The organism is Streptomyces sp. QH1-20, assembly GCF_041283565.1.
GTDB classification, from domain to species: Bacteria; Actinomycetota; Actinomycetes; order Streptomycetales; family Streptomycetaceae; genus Streptomyces; species Streptomyces syringius.
In genome coordinates, this window is the sequence record NZ_CP166299.1 from 3,527,628 (window position 1) to 3,543,537 (window position 15,910).

18 protein-coding genes are annotated in these 15,910 nt (G+C 72.3%); 5 read left to right on the forward strand and 13 right to left on the reverse strand.

Features of this window, described 5'->3' with window-relative positions; all coding sequences use genetic code 11:
* Window positions 1-73: 73 nt before the first annotated feature.
* Window positions 74-673 carry a sigma-70 family RNA polymerase sigma factor gene (locus AB8O64_RS15715; RefSeq protein WP_130879037.1) on the reverse strand — a complete coding sequence of 200 codons (600 nt, stop codon included), beginning with the start codon at window positions 671-673 and terminating at the stop codon, window positions 74-76.
* Between the two features lie 365 nt (window positions 674-1,038).
* Window positions 1,039-1,650 carry a response regulator transcription factor gene (locus AB8O64_RS15720; RefSeq protein WP_003948568.1) on the reverse strand — a complete coding sequence of 204 codons (612 nt, stop codon included), beginning with the start codon at window positions 1,648-1,650 and terminating at the stop codon, window positions 1,039-1,041.
* Window positions 1,651-2,094: 444 nt separating this feature from the next.
* On the opposite strand from AB8O64_RS15720, the gene AB8O64_RS15725 reads away from it, so the two are divergent.
* Window positions 2,095-2,409, forward strand: coding sequence for a WhiB family transcriptional regulator (locus AB8O64_RS15725; RefSeq protein ID WP_130879036.1), 315 nt, complete (start codon window positions 2,095-2,097; stop codon window positions 2,407-2,409).
* Between the two features lie 76 nt (window positions 2,410-2,485).
* Here AB8O64_RS15725 and AB8O64_RS15730 read toward each other — a convergent pair whose 3' ends face one another.
* The gene (locus AB8O64_RS15730) at window positions 2,486-3,397 is read right to left on the reverse strand and encodes a LysR family transcriptional regulator (protein ID WP_356449124.1); all 912 of its coding nucleotides are present in this window, start codon (window positions 3,395-3,397) and stop codon (window positions 2,486-2,488) included.
* Between the two features lie 82 nt (window positions 3,398-3,479).
* Here AB8O64_RS15730 and AB8O64_RS15735 point away from each other — a divergent pair, with 82 nt between their 5' ends.
* Both AB8O64_RS15735 and AB8O64_RS15740 read left to right on the forward strand, forming a co-directional pair.
* Window positions 3,480-4,232 carry an MOSC domain-containing protein gene (locus AB8O64_RS15735; protein WP_370419737.1) on the forward strand — a complete coding sequence of 251 codons (753 nt, stop codon included), beginning with the start codon at window positions 3,480-3,482 and terminating at the stop codon, window positions 4,230-4,232.
* Window positions 4,229-4,990 carry an SDR family oxidoreductase gene (locus AB8O64_RS15740; protein ID WP_130879033.1) on the forward strand — a complete coding sequence of 254 codons (762 nt, stop codon included), beginning with the start codon at window positions 4,229-4,231 and terminating at the stop codon, window positions 4,988-4,990. Before AB8O64_RS15735 ends, AB8O64_RS15740 begins: the two co-directional genes overlap by 4 nt.
* A 128-nt stretch (window positions 4,991-5,118) precedes the next feature.
* On the opposite strand, the gene groL is transcribed toward AB8O64_RS15740, so the two are convergent.
* From groL to AB8O64_RS15760, 4 genes are all read right to left on the reverse strand, one after another.
* Window positions 5,119-6,741 (reverse strand): chaperonin GroEL, encoded by a 1,623-nt coding sequence (gene groL / locus AB8O64_RS15745; protein WP_370419738.1) that lies wholly within the window; start codon window positions 6,739-6,741, stop codon window positions 5,119-5,121.
* A gap of 129 nt (window positions 6,742-6,870) precedes the next feature.
* Window positions 6,871-7,179: a co-chaperone GroES gene (gene groES, locus AB8O64_RS15750; RefSeq protein WP_010986397.1), complete on the reverse strand. Its 309-nt coding sequence runs from the start codon at window positions 7,177-7,179 to the stop codon at window positions 6,871-6,873.
* A gap of 341 nt (window positions 7,180-7,520) precedes the next feature.
* A complete protein-coding gene (locus AB8O64_RS15755) occupies window positions 7,521-8,408 on the reverse strand; it encodes a polysaccharide deacetylase family protein (protein WP_370419739.1) in 888 nt (295 codons plus the stop codon).
* A gap of 56 nt (window positions 8,409-8,464) precedes the next feature.
* Window positions 8,465-9,025 (reverse strand): flavoprotein, encoded by a 561-nt coding sequence (locus tag AB8O64_RS15760; RefSeq protein ID WP_370419740.1) that lies wholly within the window; start codon window positions 9,023-9,025, stop codon window positions 8,465-8,467.
* Between the two features lie 93 nt (window positions 9,026-9,118).
* Between AB8O64_RS15760 and AB8O64_RS15765 the strand changes: the two genes are divergently transcribed.
* Window positions 9,119-10,324, forward strand: coding sequence for a methyltransferase domain-containing protein (locus AB8O64_RS15765; RefSeq protein WP_370419741.1), 1,206 nt, complete (start codon window positions 9,119-9,121; stop codon window positions 10,322-10,324).
* Window positions 10,325-10,327: 3 nt separating this feature from the next.
* On the opposite strand, the gene tsaD is transcribed toward AB8O64_RS15765, so the two are convergent.
* From tsaD to tsaB, 3 genes are read right to left on the reverse strand one after another with little or no spacing between them, the layout of a single operon-like run.
* Window positions 10,328-11,482 carry a tRNA (adenosine(37)-N6)-threonylcarbamoyltransferase complex transferase subunit TsaD gene (tsaD, locus tag AB8O64_RS15770; RefSeq protein ID WP_370419742.1) on the reverse strand — a complete coding sequence of 385 codons (1,155 nt, stop codon included), beginning with the start codon at window positions 11,480-11,482 and terminating at the stop codon, window positions 10,328-10,330.
* Entirely contained in the window at window positions 11,475-12,161 is a 687-nt protein-coding gene (rimI, locus tag AB8O64_RS15775; protein WP_356449110.1) for a ribosomal protein S18-alanine N-acetyltransferase, read from the reverse strand. The genes tsaD and rimI overlap by 8 nt, the downstream gene beginning before the upstream one ends.
* A complete protein-coding gene (tsaB, locus tag AB8O64_RS15780; protein WP_130879027.1) occupies window positions 12,158-12,826 on the reverse strand; it encodes a tRNA (adenosine(37)-N6)-threonylcarbamoyltransferase complex dimerization subunit type 1 TsaB in 669 nt (222 codons plus the stop codon). The genes rimI and tsaB overlap by 4 nt, the downstream gene beginning before the upstream one ends.
* A gap of 127 nt (window positions 12,827-12,953) precedes the next feature.
* Between tsaB and AB8O64_RS15785 the strand changes: the two genes are divergently transcribed.
* Complete coding sequence (locus AB8O64_RS15785; RefSeq protein ID WP_370419743.1) at window positions 12,954-13,544, forward strand: hypothetical protein; 591 nt, start codon at window positions 12,954-12,956, stop codon at window positions 13,542-13,544.
* Window positions 13,545-13,691: 147 nt separating this feature from the next.
* Here the strand turns inward: AB8O64_RS15785 and AB8O64_RS15790 are convergent, their stop codons facing one another.
* From AB8O64_RS15790 to AB8O64_RS15800, 3 genes are all read right to left on the reverse strand, one after another.
* On the reverse strand, window positions 13,692-13,877 hold the full coding sequence (locus AB8O64_RS15790; protein ID WP_370419744.1) for a hypothetical protein: 186 nt from the start codon (window positions 13,875-13,877) through the stop codon (window positions 13,692-13,694).
* A gap of 138 nt (window positions 13,878-14,015) precedes the next feature.
* Window positions 14,016-14,591 (reverse strand): tRNA (adenosine(37)-N6)-threonylcarbamoyltransferase complex ATPase subunit type 1 TsaE, encoded by a 576-nt coding sequence (gene tsaE, locus AB8O64_RS15795; RefSeq protein ID WP_365214500.1) that lies wholly within the window; start codon window positions 14,589-14,591, stop codon window positions 14,016-14,018.
* Window positions 14,592-14,670: 79 nt separating this feature from the next.
* A complete protein-coding gene (locus tag AB8O64_RS15800; protein ID WP_370419745.1) occupies window positions 14,671-15,897 on the reverse strand; it encodes an alpha/beta fold hydrolase in 1,227 nt (408 codons plus the stop codon).
* Window positions 15,898-15,910 lie beyond the last annotated feature (13 nt).

The following is a 15,910-nucleotide window of genomic DNA, read 5'->3' on the forward strand; positions in this document are numbered from 1 at the left end:
TTGTACGTTCCGACAAATCGATGGTGTGCACAGGCTGTGCACGGGCTTCTCCGCACCACGCCCCGGGATGCGCTCACTGCTCGGCGAGCGCCCGGAGCCGGCTGAGCGCCCGGTGCTGCGCGACCCGCACCGCACCCGGCGACATGCCGAGCATCTGCCCGGTCTCCTCCGCCGTCATCCCGATGGCGACCCGCAGCAGCACCAGCTCGCGCTGGTTCTCCGGGAGGTTGGCGAGGAGCTTCTTCGCCCACTCCGCGTCACTGCTGAGCAGCGCCCGCTCCTCGGGACCGAGGGAGTCGTCGGGCTGCTCCGGCATCTCGTCGGACGGCACCGCGGTACTGCCGTGCCGCATCGCGGCCCGCTGCAGATCGGCGACCTTGTGCGCGGCGATGGCCACGACGAAGGCCTCGAAGGGCCGCCCGGTGTCGCGGTAGCGCGGCAGGGCGCACAGCACCGCCAGGCAGACCTCCTGGGCCAGATCGTCCACGAAGTGCCTGGCGTCGCCCGGCAGCCGCGACAGCCGGGTGCGGCAGTAGCGCAGGGCGAGCGGGTGCACCAGGGCCAGCAGATCGTGGGTGGCCCGCCGGTCACCCTCGACGGCGCGCGCGACGAGGGCGCCGATCTCCCCTGGGGCTGTGGGCATGGGAGACCCCGCCTTGTCGTCGTCGCGCATCGGTCCATGGTGCCTCGCTGTGGAAGCTTCCGTGGCATCGCCCTCGTGGTTGTGCATCGAACCGTTACGCGTCGGTGTCCTCGCACTCACGTCTAGCGCCTCCCCCTTTCGGGTATGCCCGCCCCTGCACTCACGACTCCACCGGTAGCTTGTGCCCGTGCCGTACGGCGCCGGGCAGGGCTTGTCCGTCATGAGATCTTTCGGGGCCGAGTGAGAAGCCTCGGCTCCTGCCGGGGAGGAGTCACACTCCAAGGATGCGGCATCCCTCGGAGTTTCGGCGTCGGACGCCGACGCGGTGAGGCCGCGGCAGGCACCACCCGGGTGGCGCGCACCGCGGCCTCACGACACTGCGCGCCACACCGCGCCTAGCGGACCAGGCCCCAGCGGAAGCCGAGCGCCACCGCGTGCGCCCGGTCCGAGGCGCCCAATTTCTTGAACAGACGCCGCGCGTGGGTCTTGACCGTGTCCTCGGAGAGGAACAGCTCACGGCCGATCTCCGCGTTGGACCGACCGTGGCTCATACCTTCGAGCACTTGGATCTCCCGCGCGGTGAGCGTGGGCGCCGCGCCCATCTCCGCCGAGCGCAGCCGCCGGGGGGCGAGGCGCCAGGTCGGGTCGGCGAGCGCCTGGGTCACGGTCGCCCGCAGCTCGGCGCGCGAGGCGTCCTTGTGCAGATAGCCGCGCGCCCCGGCGGCGACCGCGAGCGCGACCCCGTCGAGATCCTCGGCCACCGTGAGCATGATGATCCGGGCCCCGGGATCGGCGGAGAGCAGCCGGCGCACGGTCTCCACACCGCCGAGCCCCGGCATCCGAACGTCCATCAGAATGAGGTCCGAACGATCGGCGCCCCAGCGGCGGAGGACTTCCTCGCCGTTGGCCGCCGTCGTCACACGCTCGACGCCGGGCACGGTCGCCACCGCACGACGGAGCGCTTCTCGGGCAAGCGGGGAGTCGTCGCAGACGAGGACGGATGTCATGGCCGCCCTCCGCAGCTGATGCGCGTCACCTTGAGCCTCCAGGCTGGTACTGATCGTCACCTGTGCGATCGACGATTTCCCGCTGGGTCGGACACCTGCCCGACTGCTTCATCCGTCAACCGCCTCCGCACTCTCAACGACGGTCACCCGAAAGAGTTACGGGCTCGGTCGGCCACGTTCGGCACTCTACGTGAGGGCGCGGACACGGAGCAGGGCGCATTGGGGGCGCCCTGCTCACGACTCAAGCTATGCCCCATTTGCCCATCCGGCGCCGTTTTTCTTCCCATTTGCTGCTGTCTATGGCTAGATTCGCAATGAGTCATATTTACATCTGCTTACACAGCAGATGACGGGGAACTCCTCAGAGGATCGACCCGCACACCACTCAGGAACCACTCACACATCGCACACATCGCGTCACAGATCGCTTCGAGGGGATAAGCAATGGCAGATTTCTCCCGTCTTCCCGGTCCCAACGCCGACCTGTGGGACTGGCAGCTCCTGGCGGCGTGCCGAGGGGTCGACAGCTCGCTCTTCTTCCACCCCGAGGGCGAACGCGGCGCCGCCCGCAGCGCCCGCGAGGCATCGGCGAAAGAGGTGTGCATGCGCTGCCCCGTGCGCGCGGAGTGCGCGGCGCACGCGCTGGCCGTGCGCGAGCCCTATGGCGTGTGGGGCGGCCTCACCGAGGACGAGCGCGAGGAGCTGATGGGACGCGCGCGACACCGGAGCATCGCCGTGACCGGCGCTCTCAGTGCGTGAGACCACATGCCCCGTCGTGTGAAGAAACGTTCCACCGCTCGACGTCCCCGCTGAAGAAACGTCTCATCGGATCCGCTCAGCGACGGGCGGCCGCCGCCAGCTGTTCGAGCATCGCCCCGACGGCCGGAACCCGGGCCAGGTCCGGCAGGGTGAGGGCGACGATCTCGCGCTGCACGACGGGCTCGACCGGTACGATCCGGGCGCCCTTGGGGCGTACCGACTCCAGGGCCAGCTCCGGCATCACCGCGACCCCGAGCCCGGCCCCGACCAGCCCGAACACCGCCGGATAGTCATCGGTGGCGAAGTCGATCCGCGGCGTGAAGCCCGCGCTCTCGCACACCTCGACCAGGTGCCGGCGGCACCGCGGGCAGCCCGCGATCCACGACTCCCCGGCCAGCTCCTCGATCCCCACCCGGTCGGCCCCGGCGAGCCGGTGCCCCTCCGGGACCACGCCGATGAGCCGGTCGGTCAGCAGCGGCCTTACGACCAGGTCGTCCCACTCCGCGCTCGCCGCCGGGTCGGCGCCGCGCACCTCGGGGTACCGGAAGGCCAGCGCGATCTCGCAGTCGCCGTCGCGCAGCATCTCCACCGAGCGCGGCGGTTCGGCCTCGACGAGGGAGACCCGCGTGCCCGGGTGGGCGGCCCGCATCGCCGCGAGCGCGCCCGGCACCAGCGTCGAGCTGCCGCTGGGGAAGGAGACCAGCCGCACCCGCCCGGCGCGCAGCCCGGCGATCGCCGCGATCTCCTCCTCGGCCGCGGTCAGCCCGGCCAGGATTCCCGAGGCGTGCCGGACGAGGGCCTCGCCCGCCTGCGTCAGGCGCATCTCGCGGCCCGTGCGGATCAGCAGCGGGGTGCCCGTGGACTGCTCCAGGGCCTTCATCTGCTGGCTGACGGCGGGCTGGGTGCAGCCCAGCTCGCGCGCCGCGGCCGAGAACGAACCGGTGGCGGCGACCGCGCGCAGCACCCTCAGATGACGAGCCTCGATCATGCTTCGAGCATAAGGCCTTCTTGGAGACGGCCAAAAATATGCATTCGCCCCTTTGAGGCCTGCGCACCTAACCTTGCCCTTCATGTACGTGATCTCTGTGAACGTGGGCCGCGGGACGACCGCGGCGGCCCCCGGCGACGCCCCCGGTTTCACGGCCGGCCTGGACACCGGCATCGACAAGCGCCCCGTCGCCGGGCCGGTCGCCGTGGCCCCGCCCGGGCCGAAGGGCGTCGCGGGGAGCGGCCTCGCCGGCGACGAGGTGGTCAATCTGCGCCATCACGGCGGGGACCACCAGGCGGTGTACGCGTTCGCCCGCGAGGACCTGGACGGCTGGGAGCGGCAGTTGGGCCGCGAGCTGCCCCACGGCTCCTTCGGCGAGAACCTCACCACCTCCGGAGTCGACGTCAATGGCGCCCTCATCGGCGAGCGTTGGCGGATCGGCGCGGAGCTGGTGCTGGAGGTCTCCGCGCCGCGCATCCCCTGCCGGACCTTCGCCGACTGGCTGGGCGAGTCGGGCTGGATGAAGCGCTTCACCCAGGAGGCCGCGCCCGGCGCGTATCTGCGGGTCGTGGAGTCCGGCGAGGTCCGTGCGGGTGATCCGGTGACGATCGTGCACCGGCCGGACCACGAGGTGAGCATCTCCTTCCTCTTCCGTGCGCTCACCACCGAACGGGCCCTGTTGCCCCGGGTGTTGGCGGCCGGTGATGCCCTGGCGCCGGAGACGGTGGAGACCGTCCACAAGCACCTGGCGCGGCAGCGGAATCAGCCGGAAGGGTCAGTGGGGGCGCCGGAGGCCCCCCGCGGGACGGCGGCGAGCACTAACGTTCCCGTATGACGACTGCACTGATCACGGGAGCGACGGCCGGCATCGGCGCGGCCTTCGCTCGGCGGCTGGCGGCCGACGGGCACAATCTGGTGCTCGTGGCGCGCGACGAGAAGCGGCTCAACGAACAGGCGACCGAGCTCCACGACCGGCACGGCGTGGAAGCGGAGGTGCTCCGCGCGGACCTGGCGGACGACGAGGGCATCGGGGCGGTCGAGGCCCGGCTCTCGGACCGTACCCAGCCGGTGGATCTGCTGGTCAACAACGCCGGGTTCGGGAACAAGGGCGTCTTCCTCGAGGTCACGATGGCCGATGAGCTGAGGATGCTCAAGGTGCACTGCGAGGCGGTGCTGCGGCTGACGTCGGCGGCCGTCCCCGGGATGCGGGAGCGCAGGCGCGGCGGCGTGGTCAACGTCGCGTCGGTGGCCGCGTTCGTGCCGCGCGGCACGTACGGGGCGAGCAAGGCGTGGGTCGTGCAGTTCACCCAGGGCGCGGCGAAGGATCTGGAGGGCAGCGGGCTGCGGCTGATGGCGCTGTGCCCCGGCTTCGTCCGGACGGAGTTCCACGAGCGGGCGGGCATGCCCGCCGAGAACATCCCGAACTGGCTGTGGCTGGACGCGGACAAGCTCGTGACCTCGGCGCTGAAGGACCTGGCGCGCGGCAAGACCATCTCCGTGCCCGACCCCCGGTACAAGGCGTTCAGCGGTCTGGCGAAGCTGGCGCCACGCGGGGCGCTCGGGCGGGCGTCGTCGGGGACGGGCCGCCGATAGGTTTCCCGCCCCGGGCTCCGGGGCCCGCGGGAAAACGGCCGAGGCCCGGCGCCCCCGCAGGGGTGCCGGGCCTCGGCCGTGCCGAGTGGCCACCGCGCGAAGCGGCCGCCACCGGGCGGTGGTCGCGACTAGTGGGAGTGACCGTGGCCGTGGCCGGCCTCGGGCTCCTCGTCGGCCGGCTTCTCGACGACCAGGGTCTCGGTCGTGAGCAGCAGCGACGCGATGGACGCGGCGTTCTCCAGGGCGGAGCGGGTGACCTTGACCGGGTCGATGACGCCGGCCTTCACCAGGTCGCCGTACTCACCGGTCGAGGCGTTGAAGCCCTGGCCCTTGTCGAGCTCCGCCACCTTCGCGGTGATGACGTAGCCCTCGAGGCCGGCGTTCTCGGCGATCCAGCGCAGCGGCTCGACGGCGGCGCGGCGGACCACGGCGACACCGGTGGCCTCGTCGCCGGTCTTGCCGAGGTTGCCCTCGAGAACCTTGACGGCGTGGACGAGCGCGGAGCCACCACCGGAGACGATGCCCTCCTCGACCGCGGCGCGGGTCGCGGAGATGGCGTCCTCCAGACGGTGCTTCTTCTCCTTGAGCTCGACCTCGGTGGCCGCACCCACGCGGATGACGCAGACGCCGCCGGCGAGCTTGGCGAGGCGCTCCTGGAGCTTCTCGCGGTCCCAGTCGGAGTCCGTGGACTCGATCTCGGCCTTGATCTGGTTGACGCGACCGACGACGTCCTCGGAGTTGCCGCCACCGTCGACGATGGTGGTGTCGTCCTTGGTGATGGTCACGCGGCGGGCGGTGCCCAGCACGTCCAGACCGGCCTGGTCGAGCTTGAGGCCGACCTCCTCGGCGATGACGGTGGCACCGGTGAGGGTGGCCATGTCGCCGAGCATCGCCTTGCGGCGGTCGCCGAAGCCGGGGGCCTTGACGGCCACGGCGTTGAACGTGCCGCGGATCTTGTTGACGACGAGGGTGGAGAGCGCCTCGCCCTCGACATCCTCGGCGATGATCAGGAGCGGCTTGGAGGCGCCACCCTGGATGATCTTCTCGAGCAGCGGGAGCAGGTCCTGGATCGAGGAGATCTTGCCCTGGTGGATCAGGATGTACGGGTCGTCGAGGACGGCCTCCATACGCTCCTGGTCGGTGACCATGTAGGGCGAGAGGTAGCCCTTGTCGAAGGCCATGCCCTCGGTGAAGTCCAGCTCCAGGCCGAAGGTGTTGGACTCCTCGACGGTGATGACACCGTCCTTGCCGACCTTGTCCATCGCCTCGGCGATGAGCTCGCCGACCTGCTTGTCCTGCGCGGAGAGCGCGGCCACGGCGGCGATGTCGGTCTTGTCCTCGATCGGACGGGCGGTCGCGAGAAGCTCATCGGACACGGCCTTGACCGCGGCGTCGATGCCCTTCTTCAGCGAGGCCGGGGAGGCGCCGGCGGCGACGTTGCGCAGACCCTCGCGGACCAGCGCCTGGGCCAGCACGGTGGCGGTGGTGGTGCCGTCACCCGCGATGTCGTTGGTCTTGGTCGCCACCTCCTTCACGAGCTGGGCGCCCAGGTTCTCGTACGGGTCGTCGAGCTCGACCTCGCGCGCGATGGTGACACCGTCGTTGGTGATGGTGGGGGCACCGAACTTCTTGTCGATGACGACGTTGCGGCCCTTGGGACCGATCGTCACCTTCACGGTGTCGGCAAGCTTGTTGACGCCGCGCTCAAGGGCGCGACGGGCGTCCTCGTCGAACTTCAGAATCTTCGCCATGGGAGCTGTTGTGTCCTCTCGAAAGAACTACGCCCCGGTCGCCCGGTTGTTCAGACTCGGGTGGCCGGGGCGTAGATCAATGCAAACTGGGGTTCGGTACTTTCCGGGGGACCTGCCCCCGGACCCCGGCTACTTCTCGACGATCGCGAGAACGTCGCGAGCCGAGAGGACGAGGTACTCCTCGCCGTTGTACTTCACCTCGGTGCCGCCGTACTTGCTGTAGAGCACGACGTCGCCGACGGTGACGTCGAGCGGAAGACGGTTGCCGTCCTCGAAGCGGCCCGGGCCCACGGCCAGGACGACGCCCTCCTGGGGCTTCTCCTTCGCGGTGTCCGGGATGACCAGGCCAGAGGCCGTGGTCTGCTCGGCGTCGAGCGGCTGGACCACAATGCGGTCCTCGAGCGGCTTGATGGCAACCTTGGAGCTGGCGGTCGTCACGATCCGACCTCCCCCTTCGGAGATCTCACGGGGTTAACTGTCTGAGGTGGCGACCAGGTGGATCCGTCGTCGCGGGTGCCGGAGCTGCCCGTCGCCGTGTCTGGCACTCCCCGGTGGAGAGTGCCAACGGAGCCGAGACTATGACGCGGTTAGCACTCGGTCAAGCGGAGTGCCAATTCAGCGTGCGCTGCGCGTCCCGTTCCACCCCTGGGGTGACCCCCTCGTACAGCGCCTCGTACGGCGTCTCGCACAGGACGTGCACAGGGCGCCTGTCGGCGCACCCGGCGGCCGCAGGGGTGGATCTTCCCGCGCGTCGCCGGGGGTAATCCTCCGCCGGGCCCTCAGAGATAGTCCTCCAGGCGGGCCACGGTGTAGCCCTGCTTCTGGATGCTGCGCAGCATGTTCGTCGTCATCCGGGTCATGGACGTGCCCTTCAGCTCCTTCGGCCCGCGGAAGTGCGCGAGGACGATGTCGCCGGGCCGCAGCCTGCCGCCCTGCGCGTAGCGCATGTCGTTGATCTGCATGGTGGTCTCCCACAGCACGACCGCCTTCACCCCGCAGCCGCCCGCGGCGGCGAGGGTGGCGCCGTTGTAGTTGCCGTAGGGCGGGCGGAAGAGCGTCGGGCGGGCGCCGTACCGCTTCGCCAGGACGTCCTGCTGTCCGCATATCTGGCGGCGCTGGGCGTCGGGGGTGAGGGTGCGCAGATCGGGGTGGCCGAGGGTGTGGTTGTGGACGCCGTTGCCGAGGGCGTGGAGCCGGTCGAAGTAGGGGTAGCCGCGGCCCGCGCGGGCGATGTCGTCGGTGAGGAACATCGTGAGCGGCAGCTTGAGGTCCTCGGCCATCTTCACGAACTCCGGGTCCTTCTCGGCCCCGTCGTCGACGGTCACGAAGACGACCTTGTCCCGGGTGGGCACCCGCCGTACGAGCAGGGGCGCGCCGCCCGTCTTCACGCTCTCCGTCAGCTTGCGGGCGGGCGGGGCCGGGGGCGCGGCGAGGGGCTTGTCGAGGCCCCAGCGGCGGTACGCGTCGGAGGCGGCGGGGGTCGGGGAGGCGGCCTGGCCGGCCGCGCCCACCGGCCTGCCCTTGCCTGCCTTGTCCGCTCCGGACGAGGGTCCGGCGGTGGATCCGGACGAGCAGCCCGAGAGCAGGCCGGTCAGCAGAAGCGTCGCGGCGCAGACGGGGAGGGCGGTGGCGAGGGCGGCTCGGAGGCCGGAAACAGTCGTGCTCACCGGCACGATTGTTGTTCATGTGTTCGATGCCCCTGGCCGGGGCCGGACTTGGGGCGCTACAGCTCCGGTGCCGGCGCCGGTGCCGGCAGTGCCGCGACGGCGGCCGCCCAGGGGAACGCGTCGACTTCGTCGCCCCGCTCCGGGTGGTAGCCGTCACCGCCGAGGAGGACGGTCACGCCCGCCTCGCGCAGGAACGCGACGTTGCGCCCGAACGCGGGATGCGCGGCCTGGGCGACGCCGAGGTGCGGCAGGGCGGCGATGGGCAGGCGCAGCCCGATCGCCTCCGTGACGAGCCCGAGCGCGAGGGTGTCGGCGATGCCGGCGGCCCACTTGTTCAGCGTGTTGAAGGTGGCGGGCGCGACGAGGACGGCGTCGGCGGCGGGCAGCACGTCGGGCTCGTCGGGCAGCTTGTACGCGTGCCGGACCGGATGCCCGGTCAGATCCCGCAGCGCGTCCGCCTCGTCGGCCAGCCAGCGGTGCGCGGAGGGCGTGAGGATCAGGCAGACGTCCCAGCCGGCCGTCTGGGCGGCGCGGATGCCGTCGGTGATCCGGCGGGTGGGCGGGGCGGCGCAGGCGATCAGATACAGGACGCGGCGCGCGGTGCCGTTCGCGGTCATACGGGCCAGTCCACGGCGTGCGGCCGGGGCCCGCAAGTGGTGCGCTCCCCGCGGGGCGGGCACCGACGGCCGGGGCGCCGGACGTCGGCGAGAATGAGACACGTGCCCGCACCGAACTCCTCCACCGGCTCGCCCACCGACGCCTTCGCCGCGCTCCTCACCGACGAAGGGCGGCGGCTCCTCGACACCCTGCGCGACTACGACCCCGCCCAGGAGCTCGCCACCGCGACCCGGCTGCGCCGTGAGTACCCCGCCGAGCTGGTGTCGGCCGCGCTCGGCCAGGCGCGGCTGCGACAGCGCGCGGTGGCGAAGTTCGGGGCCGAGGACGCGTACCGCATGTTCTTCACCCCCAACGGTGTCGAGCAGTCCACCCGTAAGTCGGTGGCCGAGTACCGCGCCGGGCGCTTCGCCGCGCTCGGCGTCCGCCGCCTCGCCGATCTGTGCTGCGGCATCGGCGGTGACGCCATCGCGCTCGCGCGGGCCGGGGTCTTCGTGCTGGCCGTCGACCGCGACCCGCTGACCTGCGACGTCGCCCGCGCCAACGCGGCCGCGCTGGGGCTGTCCGACCTCATCGAGGTGCGGTGCGCGGATGTCGCCGAGATCGACACCACCGGCTACGACGCGGTGTTCGTCGACCCGGCGCGGCGCGGCGGGCGGGGCCGGATCTTCGACCCCGAGGCGTATTCGCCGCCGCTGTCCTGGGCGATCGGGGCCGCCCGTACGGCCCCGCGCGCCGCGCTCAAGATCGCGCCCGGGGTGCCGCACGAGGCGATCCCCGACGACGCGGAGGCGGAGTGGATCTCGGACGGCGGTGATGTGAAGGAGGCCGTGCTGTGGTTCGGCACCCGGCCGGGTGCGCGGCGGGCGACGCTGCTGCCCCGGGCCGCGTCCCTGGTCGGCGAAGGCCTGCCGGACCCGGCCGTACGGCCCGTGGGCCGCTACCTCTACGAGCCCGACGGCGCGGTCATCCGCGCGCACCTGGTCGCGGAGACGGCCCAGGAGCTCGACGGAGGGCTGATCGACGAGACGATCGCGTACGTGACGAGCGACGAGCTGCGCCCGACACCGTACGCGGCGGCCTACGAGATCACGGACGTGCTGCCCTTCAACCTGAAGAAGCTCAAGGCCCTGCTGCGCGAGCGCGCGGTGGGCGTCGTGACGGTGAAGAAGCGCGGGTCGGCGGTCGAGCCGGAGGAGCTGCGCAGGAAGCTCAAGCTCGCAGGGCCGAACTCCTGCACGATTCTGCTCACCCGGGTGGCGGGTGCCCCGACGATGCTGCTGGGGCACCCGGCCGGCTGACGGTCAGGAGTAGAGGTTGTCCTTGCTCAGCTCATGGAAGTGGTCGTGGTCGTGCGCGTGGCCATGACCGTGTGAGTGACCGTCGCCGTCTCCGTGGTCGTGGTCCTCGTCGTGCGTGCCCGGCACGTGCGTCTCCGTCACCGGGAGCGACGAGTCGGCCGAGAGGTCCCACGACGACGCCGAGCGTCCCCGCGCCACCATCTCCGCGCCGAGCGCCGCGACCATCGCGCCGTTGTCCGTGCAGAGCTTGGGGTTGGGTACGCGCAGCACGATGCCCGCGTCCTCGCAGCGGCGCTGGGCCATGGCGCGCAGCCGGGTGTTGGCGGCGACGCCGCCGCCGATCATGAGGTGGTCGACGCCGTTGTCCTTGCAGGCGCGGACGGCCTTGCGGGTGAGGACGTCGACGACGGCCTCCTGGAAGGACGCCGCCACGTCCGCGACGGGCACGTCCTCGCCCGCCGCGCGCTTGGCCTCTATCCAGCGGGCGACGGCGGTCTTCAGACCGGAGAAGGAGAAGTCGTAGATCGGGTCGCGCGGGCCCGTCAGACCGCGCGGGAACTTGATCGCCGCGGGGTTGCCCTCCCGGGCGTAGCGGTCGATGACCGGGCCGCCGGGGAAGCCGAGGTTGAGGACGCGGGCGACCTTGTCGAAGGCCTCGCCCGCCGCGTCGTCGATGGTCGAGCCGAGCGGGCGGACGTCGGAGGTGATGTCGGGCGCCAGCAGCAGGGACGAGTGGCCGCCGCTGACCAGCAGTGCCATCGTCGGCTCGGGCAGCGCGCCGTGTTCGAGCTGGTCGACGCAGATGTGCGAGGCGAGGTGGTTGACGCCGTAGAGGGGCTTGCCGAGCGCGTACGCGTACGCCTTGGCCGCCGAGACGCCGACGAGCAGGGCGCCCGCGAGGCCGGGGCCGGCGGTCACCGCGATGCCGTCGAGGTCCCGCGCGCTCACTCCCGCTTCCTTCAGGGCGCGCTGGATGGTCGGGACCATGGCTTCGAGGTGGGCTCGGCTGGCGACCTCGGGGACGACACCGCCGAAGCGGGCGTGCTCGTCCACGCTGGAGGCGACCGCGTCGGCGAGGAGGGTGTGGCCGCGGACGATGCCGACTCCGGTCTCGTCGCACGAGGTCTCGATGCCGAGTACGAGAGGTTCGTCAGCCATGGGTCATTCCTTGGTCGGTGTTCTGTGCGGCGGAGCCGCTGTCGGAGGCGGAGGAGGATTCCGCGGATCCGGCAGGGCCGGAAGGGTCGGTGGCGGGCGCGTCGGTCGCGAGACGCATGACCAGCGCGTCGATGTTGCCCGGCTGGTAGTAGCCGCGCCGCACCCCGACCGGCTCGAAGCCGAAGCGCTCGTACAGCCGCTGGGCGCGGGTGTTGTCGACCCGCACCTCCAGGAGCACCTCGCGGCACTCGAAGTCGGTCGCGGTGGTGAGCAGCTCGGTCAGGAGACGGGCGCCCAGGCCCGTGCTCCAGTGGTCGTAGGCCACGGCGATGGTCTGGACGTCGCCGGTGCCGTCGATGGCCGCGAGGCCCGCGTAGCCGACAATGCGGCCGCCCGTGGGCGTGGTGCCGGCGCCCGTGCCCGGCCCGCCGGCCGCGCTCGCGTGGCGTCCGGCCACACCGGCGTCACCGGCGCCCGGGGCGTCCTCGGCGCCGTCCGCGCCGCCGGGCAGCTCCGCGACGACGTAGCGGCGGTTGGCGTTCGCCCCGCGCGCGTGGGCCAGCTCGGACCAGAAGAGCCCCTTGGACCAGGCATCGTCGGGGAAGAGCGCGCGCTCCAGCTCCAGCACCGGTGCGATGTCCCACCAGCGCATCTCACGGATCCGCACGGCCTGGCTCACTTGGGGGTGACCACCTTGTAGTTGGCCGGCACCTGCGCGTCCGGGCGGCGCAGATACAGGGGCTGGTCCGGCAGGAACTCCCCGCCCGTCCGCAGCTTCTCCGCCGCGAGGGACGCGAGCGCGCCCGCCGACTGGTGCTGGGGCAGGTCGGCGCGGACGTCCGAGAAGGCGTCGGGGTAGAGCACGGCGCCCGCACCGACGGCCGTGAGGCCCGCGAGCGGCTCGGTGAGGTCGGCGGGGCGGTCCACGGCGGGCTCGGTCACGCGCGTGCGCGCGTCCGCGTAGCGGGCCCAGTAGACCTCCTTGCGGCGCGCGTCCGTCGCGACGACGAACTCGCCCTCCAGGCCCGCCTGGCCCGCGGCGTACGCGATCCCGTCGAGCGAGCACAGGCTGTGCACGGGAACGGACAGGGCGGAGGCGAACGTCGCGGCGGTGACGATGCCGACCCGCAGGCCGGTGTACGGGCCGGGGCCCACGCCCACGACGATCCCGGTCACGGCGTCCAGCGTGCGGCCCGCCTCGGCGAGCACCCGGTCGACGGCGGGCAGCAGGAGCTCGCCGTGGCGGCGCGCGTCCACCTGGCTCGACTCGGCTACGACGGTGTCCCCGTCGTGGAGGGCGACGGTCACGGCGGGGGTGGCGGTATCAAGAGCGAGCAGCAGCACATGGACAGCCTACGGCGCGCACGGGGGCGCCCGGTGCGCGCGCCCGCCTCCGCCGAGGGCACGGCGGGGGCGTATGCGGTGCTACGGTCAGCCGCAAAGTCGTACGCAGGACGAAAGGGTGCGCAGCGTGGCACGCAGCAGCGCGGGGGCCGTGGTGGCCGGACTCACGGCGGCGGCACTGGCCGCGGTCGGCTTCCTCGCCTTCCAGGCACAGGCCGCACCCGACCGCCCCGCCCGGGCCACCGCCTCCGCCTCCACCGGCAAGACCGGGGAGAAGGCCGGGGGCGGCAAGGACACCTCCGGCAAGGGCAAGACGGGCCAGGAGAAGGCGGCGGCCCCCGTCCCGGCCGGTTCGGGCACCGGGCAGCGGGTCGTCTACGCGCTCGGGCAGAAGCGGGTCTGGCTGGTCGGCGCCGACGGCAAGGCCACCCGGACCTTCGAGGTCACGCCCAGCACGGCCGAGCTCAAGCCGGCGACGTACGTGGTGACCTCGCGCGCGCCCCAGGTCGTCGGCTCGGACGGGACTCCGGTCGAGCACGTGGTGCGCTTCCACAGCCTGCCCGGGATCGTCTTCGGCTTCAGCGCGGCGGTCGACGGCTCGAAGCCGACTCCCGCGGCGAACGCGAAGAAGACGGGCGGCATCCGCGAGACGCGGGCCGACGGCGACGCGATGTGGGCGTTCGCGGTCCGAGGCACGAAGGTCGTCGTCGTTCAGTAGGTCCGTTGCCCCGGGCCCGGCTCACTCATACGGGTACCTGTTTTTGCCGCCTGCAGCGGCGGGCGGCCGGTTTTCGGCTCAACTCAGCCAAAACAAGCCCGTCCGGCCGCTTGAGGACACCACCGCGCAGCGGGGGTGCACCGAGAACTAGGCCGCGTCGCGCTCCGCAGCCCCGGCGGCATCCTCGCCCTCGCCCGCAACGGCCCCACCGGGGGCCTTCGGCGGAGTGGAGACCGCGTCGGCCGCGGCACACGACGCCAGGAGGTCACGCATCGACGGGGGCCGCTCCTCGGAGCGTTTCGCCACGGCGGCAGCAGGCTCTTGGGCCGACATGTAAGCCTCCTGGGGCAGCTGGGCAAGGCCAGGTACTTAGGTACACCTAACCGAGTCTCTGACTCCATGTGACCACGCCCGACGCCGCCGACGCAACATCTTGCCGACGGCTTGTCGGAACGTACAGACAGCCCTCTTCTACCCCAGCGGCGTCAGATCCACGCCCGCCCAGCGCGCGCCGACTCCGGTCACCGTGACGCCGCGCTCGTCGTCGACGTCCTCGGCGCCGTCGAGGTCCTCGAGGCCCGGGGCGTCGGCCCCCACGGCCCGCTCGATGACGACGTGCAGCCGGTCGTCGGACAGCTCCTCGACCTTGCCGTCGCCCCACTCCACGACGATCACGGACTCGGGCAGCGAGACGTCGAGGTCCAGGTCCTCCATCTCGTCCAGCCCGCCGTGCAGCCGGTAGGCGTCGACGTGGACCAGGGCCGGGCCGCCGCCGAGCGGCGGGTGGACGCGGGCGATCACGAAGGTGGGCGAGGTGACGGCACCGCGTACGCCGAGGCCCTCCCCCAGCCCGCGCGTCAGCGTCGTCTTGCCGGCGCCCAGCTCGCCCGTGAGCAGCACCAGGTCACCGGGGCGCAGGAACGTGGCGAGTCTGCGGCCGAGCCCGCGCATGTCCTCGGCGGACTTGACGGTGATCCGGGTGGAGGTGGCGGCGATGGTGGCGTCGGCGGCCGTGTCGTGGTGGGCCGTGTCGTGCGGGGCGCTCATACCCGCCGATGGTACGGGCTCGGGCCCGTAAGGGCTCAGCCGTGCCGCCGCGGGGGCGAGCGCCCCCGCCCGCCCTTCCTCAGCCGTGCCGACGCGTTCCGGCCGTCCGCCGCTGCTCGATCCCCCGCGCCGCCTCGCCCGCCCCCGCCGCAGCCAGCACCTGGGCCAGATGCTCGTCGACCACGCCGGGGTTCTCCAGCATCACCAGATGCCCGGCGTCCGGTACGAGCACCAGCTCGGCGTCCGGCAGGGCAGCCGCGATGGCCTCGCTGTGCTCGCTCGGCGTCATCAGGTCCCTCTCCCCGGCGAGGACGAGCACCGGCATGTGGTCGAAGGCGCACAGCGCCTCCACCTTGTCGTGCGCGGCGAGGGCCGGGTAGAACTCGGCGACGATCTCGACCGGTGTCGCCTCGATCAGCCGCTCGGCGAACCGCGCCAGTGCCGGGTCCACATCGCGGGAGCCGAAGGAATAACGCTTGATGAGCCCCGCGAACAGGTCGGCGGTGGCCCGCCGCCCCCGCTCGACCAGCGCGGCCTGCGCGGTCATCAGCTTGAAGACGCCCGGCAGGACGCGGCTCGCCACGTTCAGCCCGCCGACGAGGGGAAGGCCGTAGGTGAGCTCGGCGATCAGCCCCGAGGACGTGCCGATGAAGGCCGCGCCCACGACACGCTCGGCGACCAGCTCGGGGTACTGCGCGGCCAGCGCCATCATCGTCATGCCGCCCATCGAGTGCCCCACCAGCACCAGGGGCCCCTCGGGGGCGGCGGCGTCGATGACCGCCTTGAGGTCCCGGCCCAGCAGGTCGATGCTGACGGGCGCCTTCCTGTCACGCTGGGCGACGCCGCGGCCGGAGCGGCCGTGGCTGCGCTGGTCCCAGAAGACGGTCCGTACGGCACCGCGCAGCGCGGCCCGCTGGAAGTGCCAGGAGTCCTGCGCCAGGCAGTAGCCGTGGCTGAAAATGACGGTGACCGGCTCGGCCTGGGGGCGCGCGGCGCCCCCGAAGAGCCTCCGGCGGGGCGGCTGGGCGTCCGCTGCGGCCTTGTCGTCGACCTCGTCGATCTCGTAGTACAGCTCGGTGCCGTCCTCGGCGATCGCCGTGCCCGCGGTGCCGCGCAGCGTCCCGTACGGGGCCGAGGCGTCCAGGGCGAGGCGCGCCTTGCGGCGCATGCCGCGGCCCACCGTCAGGCGTTCCACCGCCACACCGACCGCGGCCCCGGTGGCGATGATCCCGATCGCGGCGCCCGCGACCCCGGCGCCCCGCCACCGGCCGACGGCGTCCGCGCCCGTGGTTTCTCCTTCGCTCATTCCCGGTCCCCCG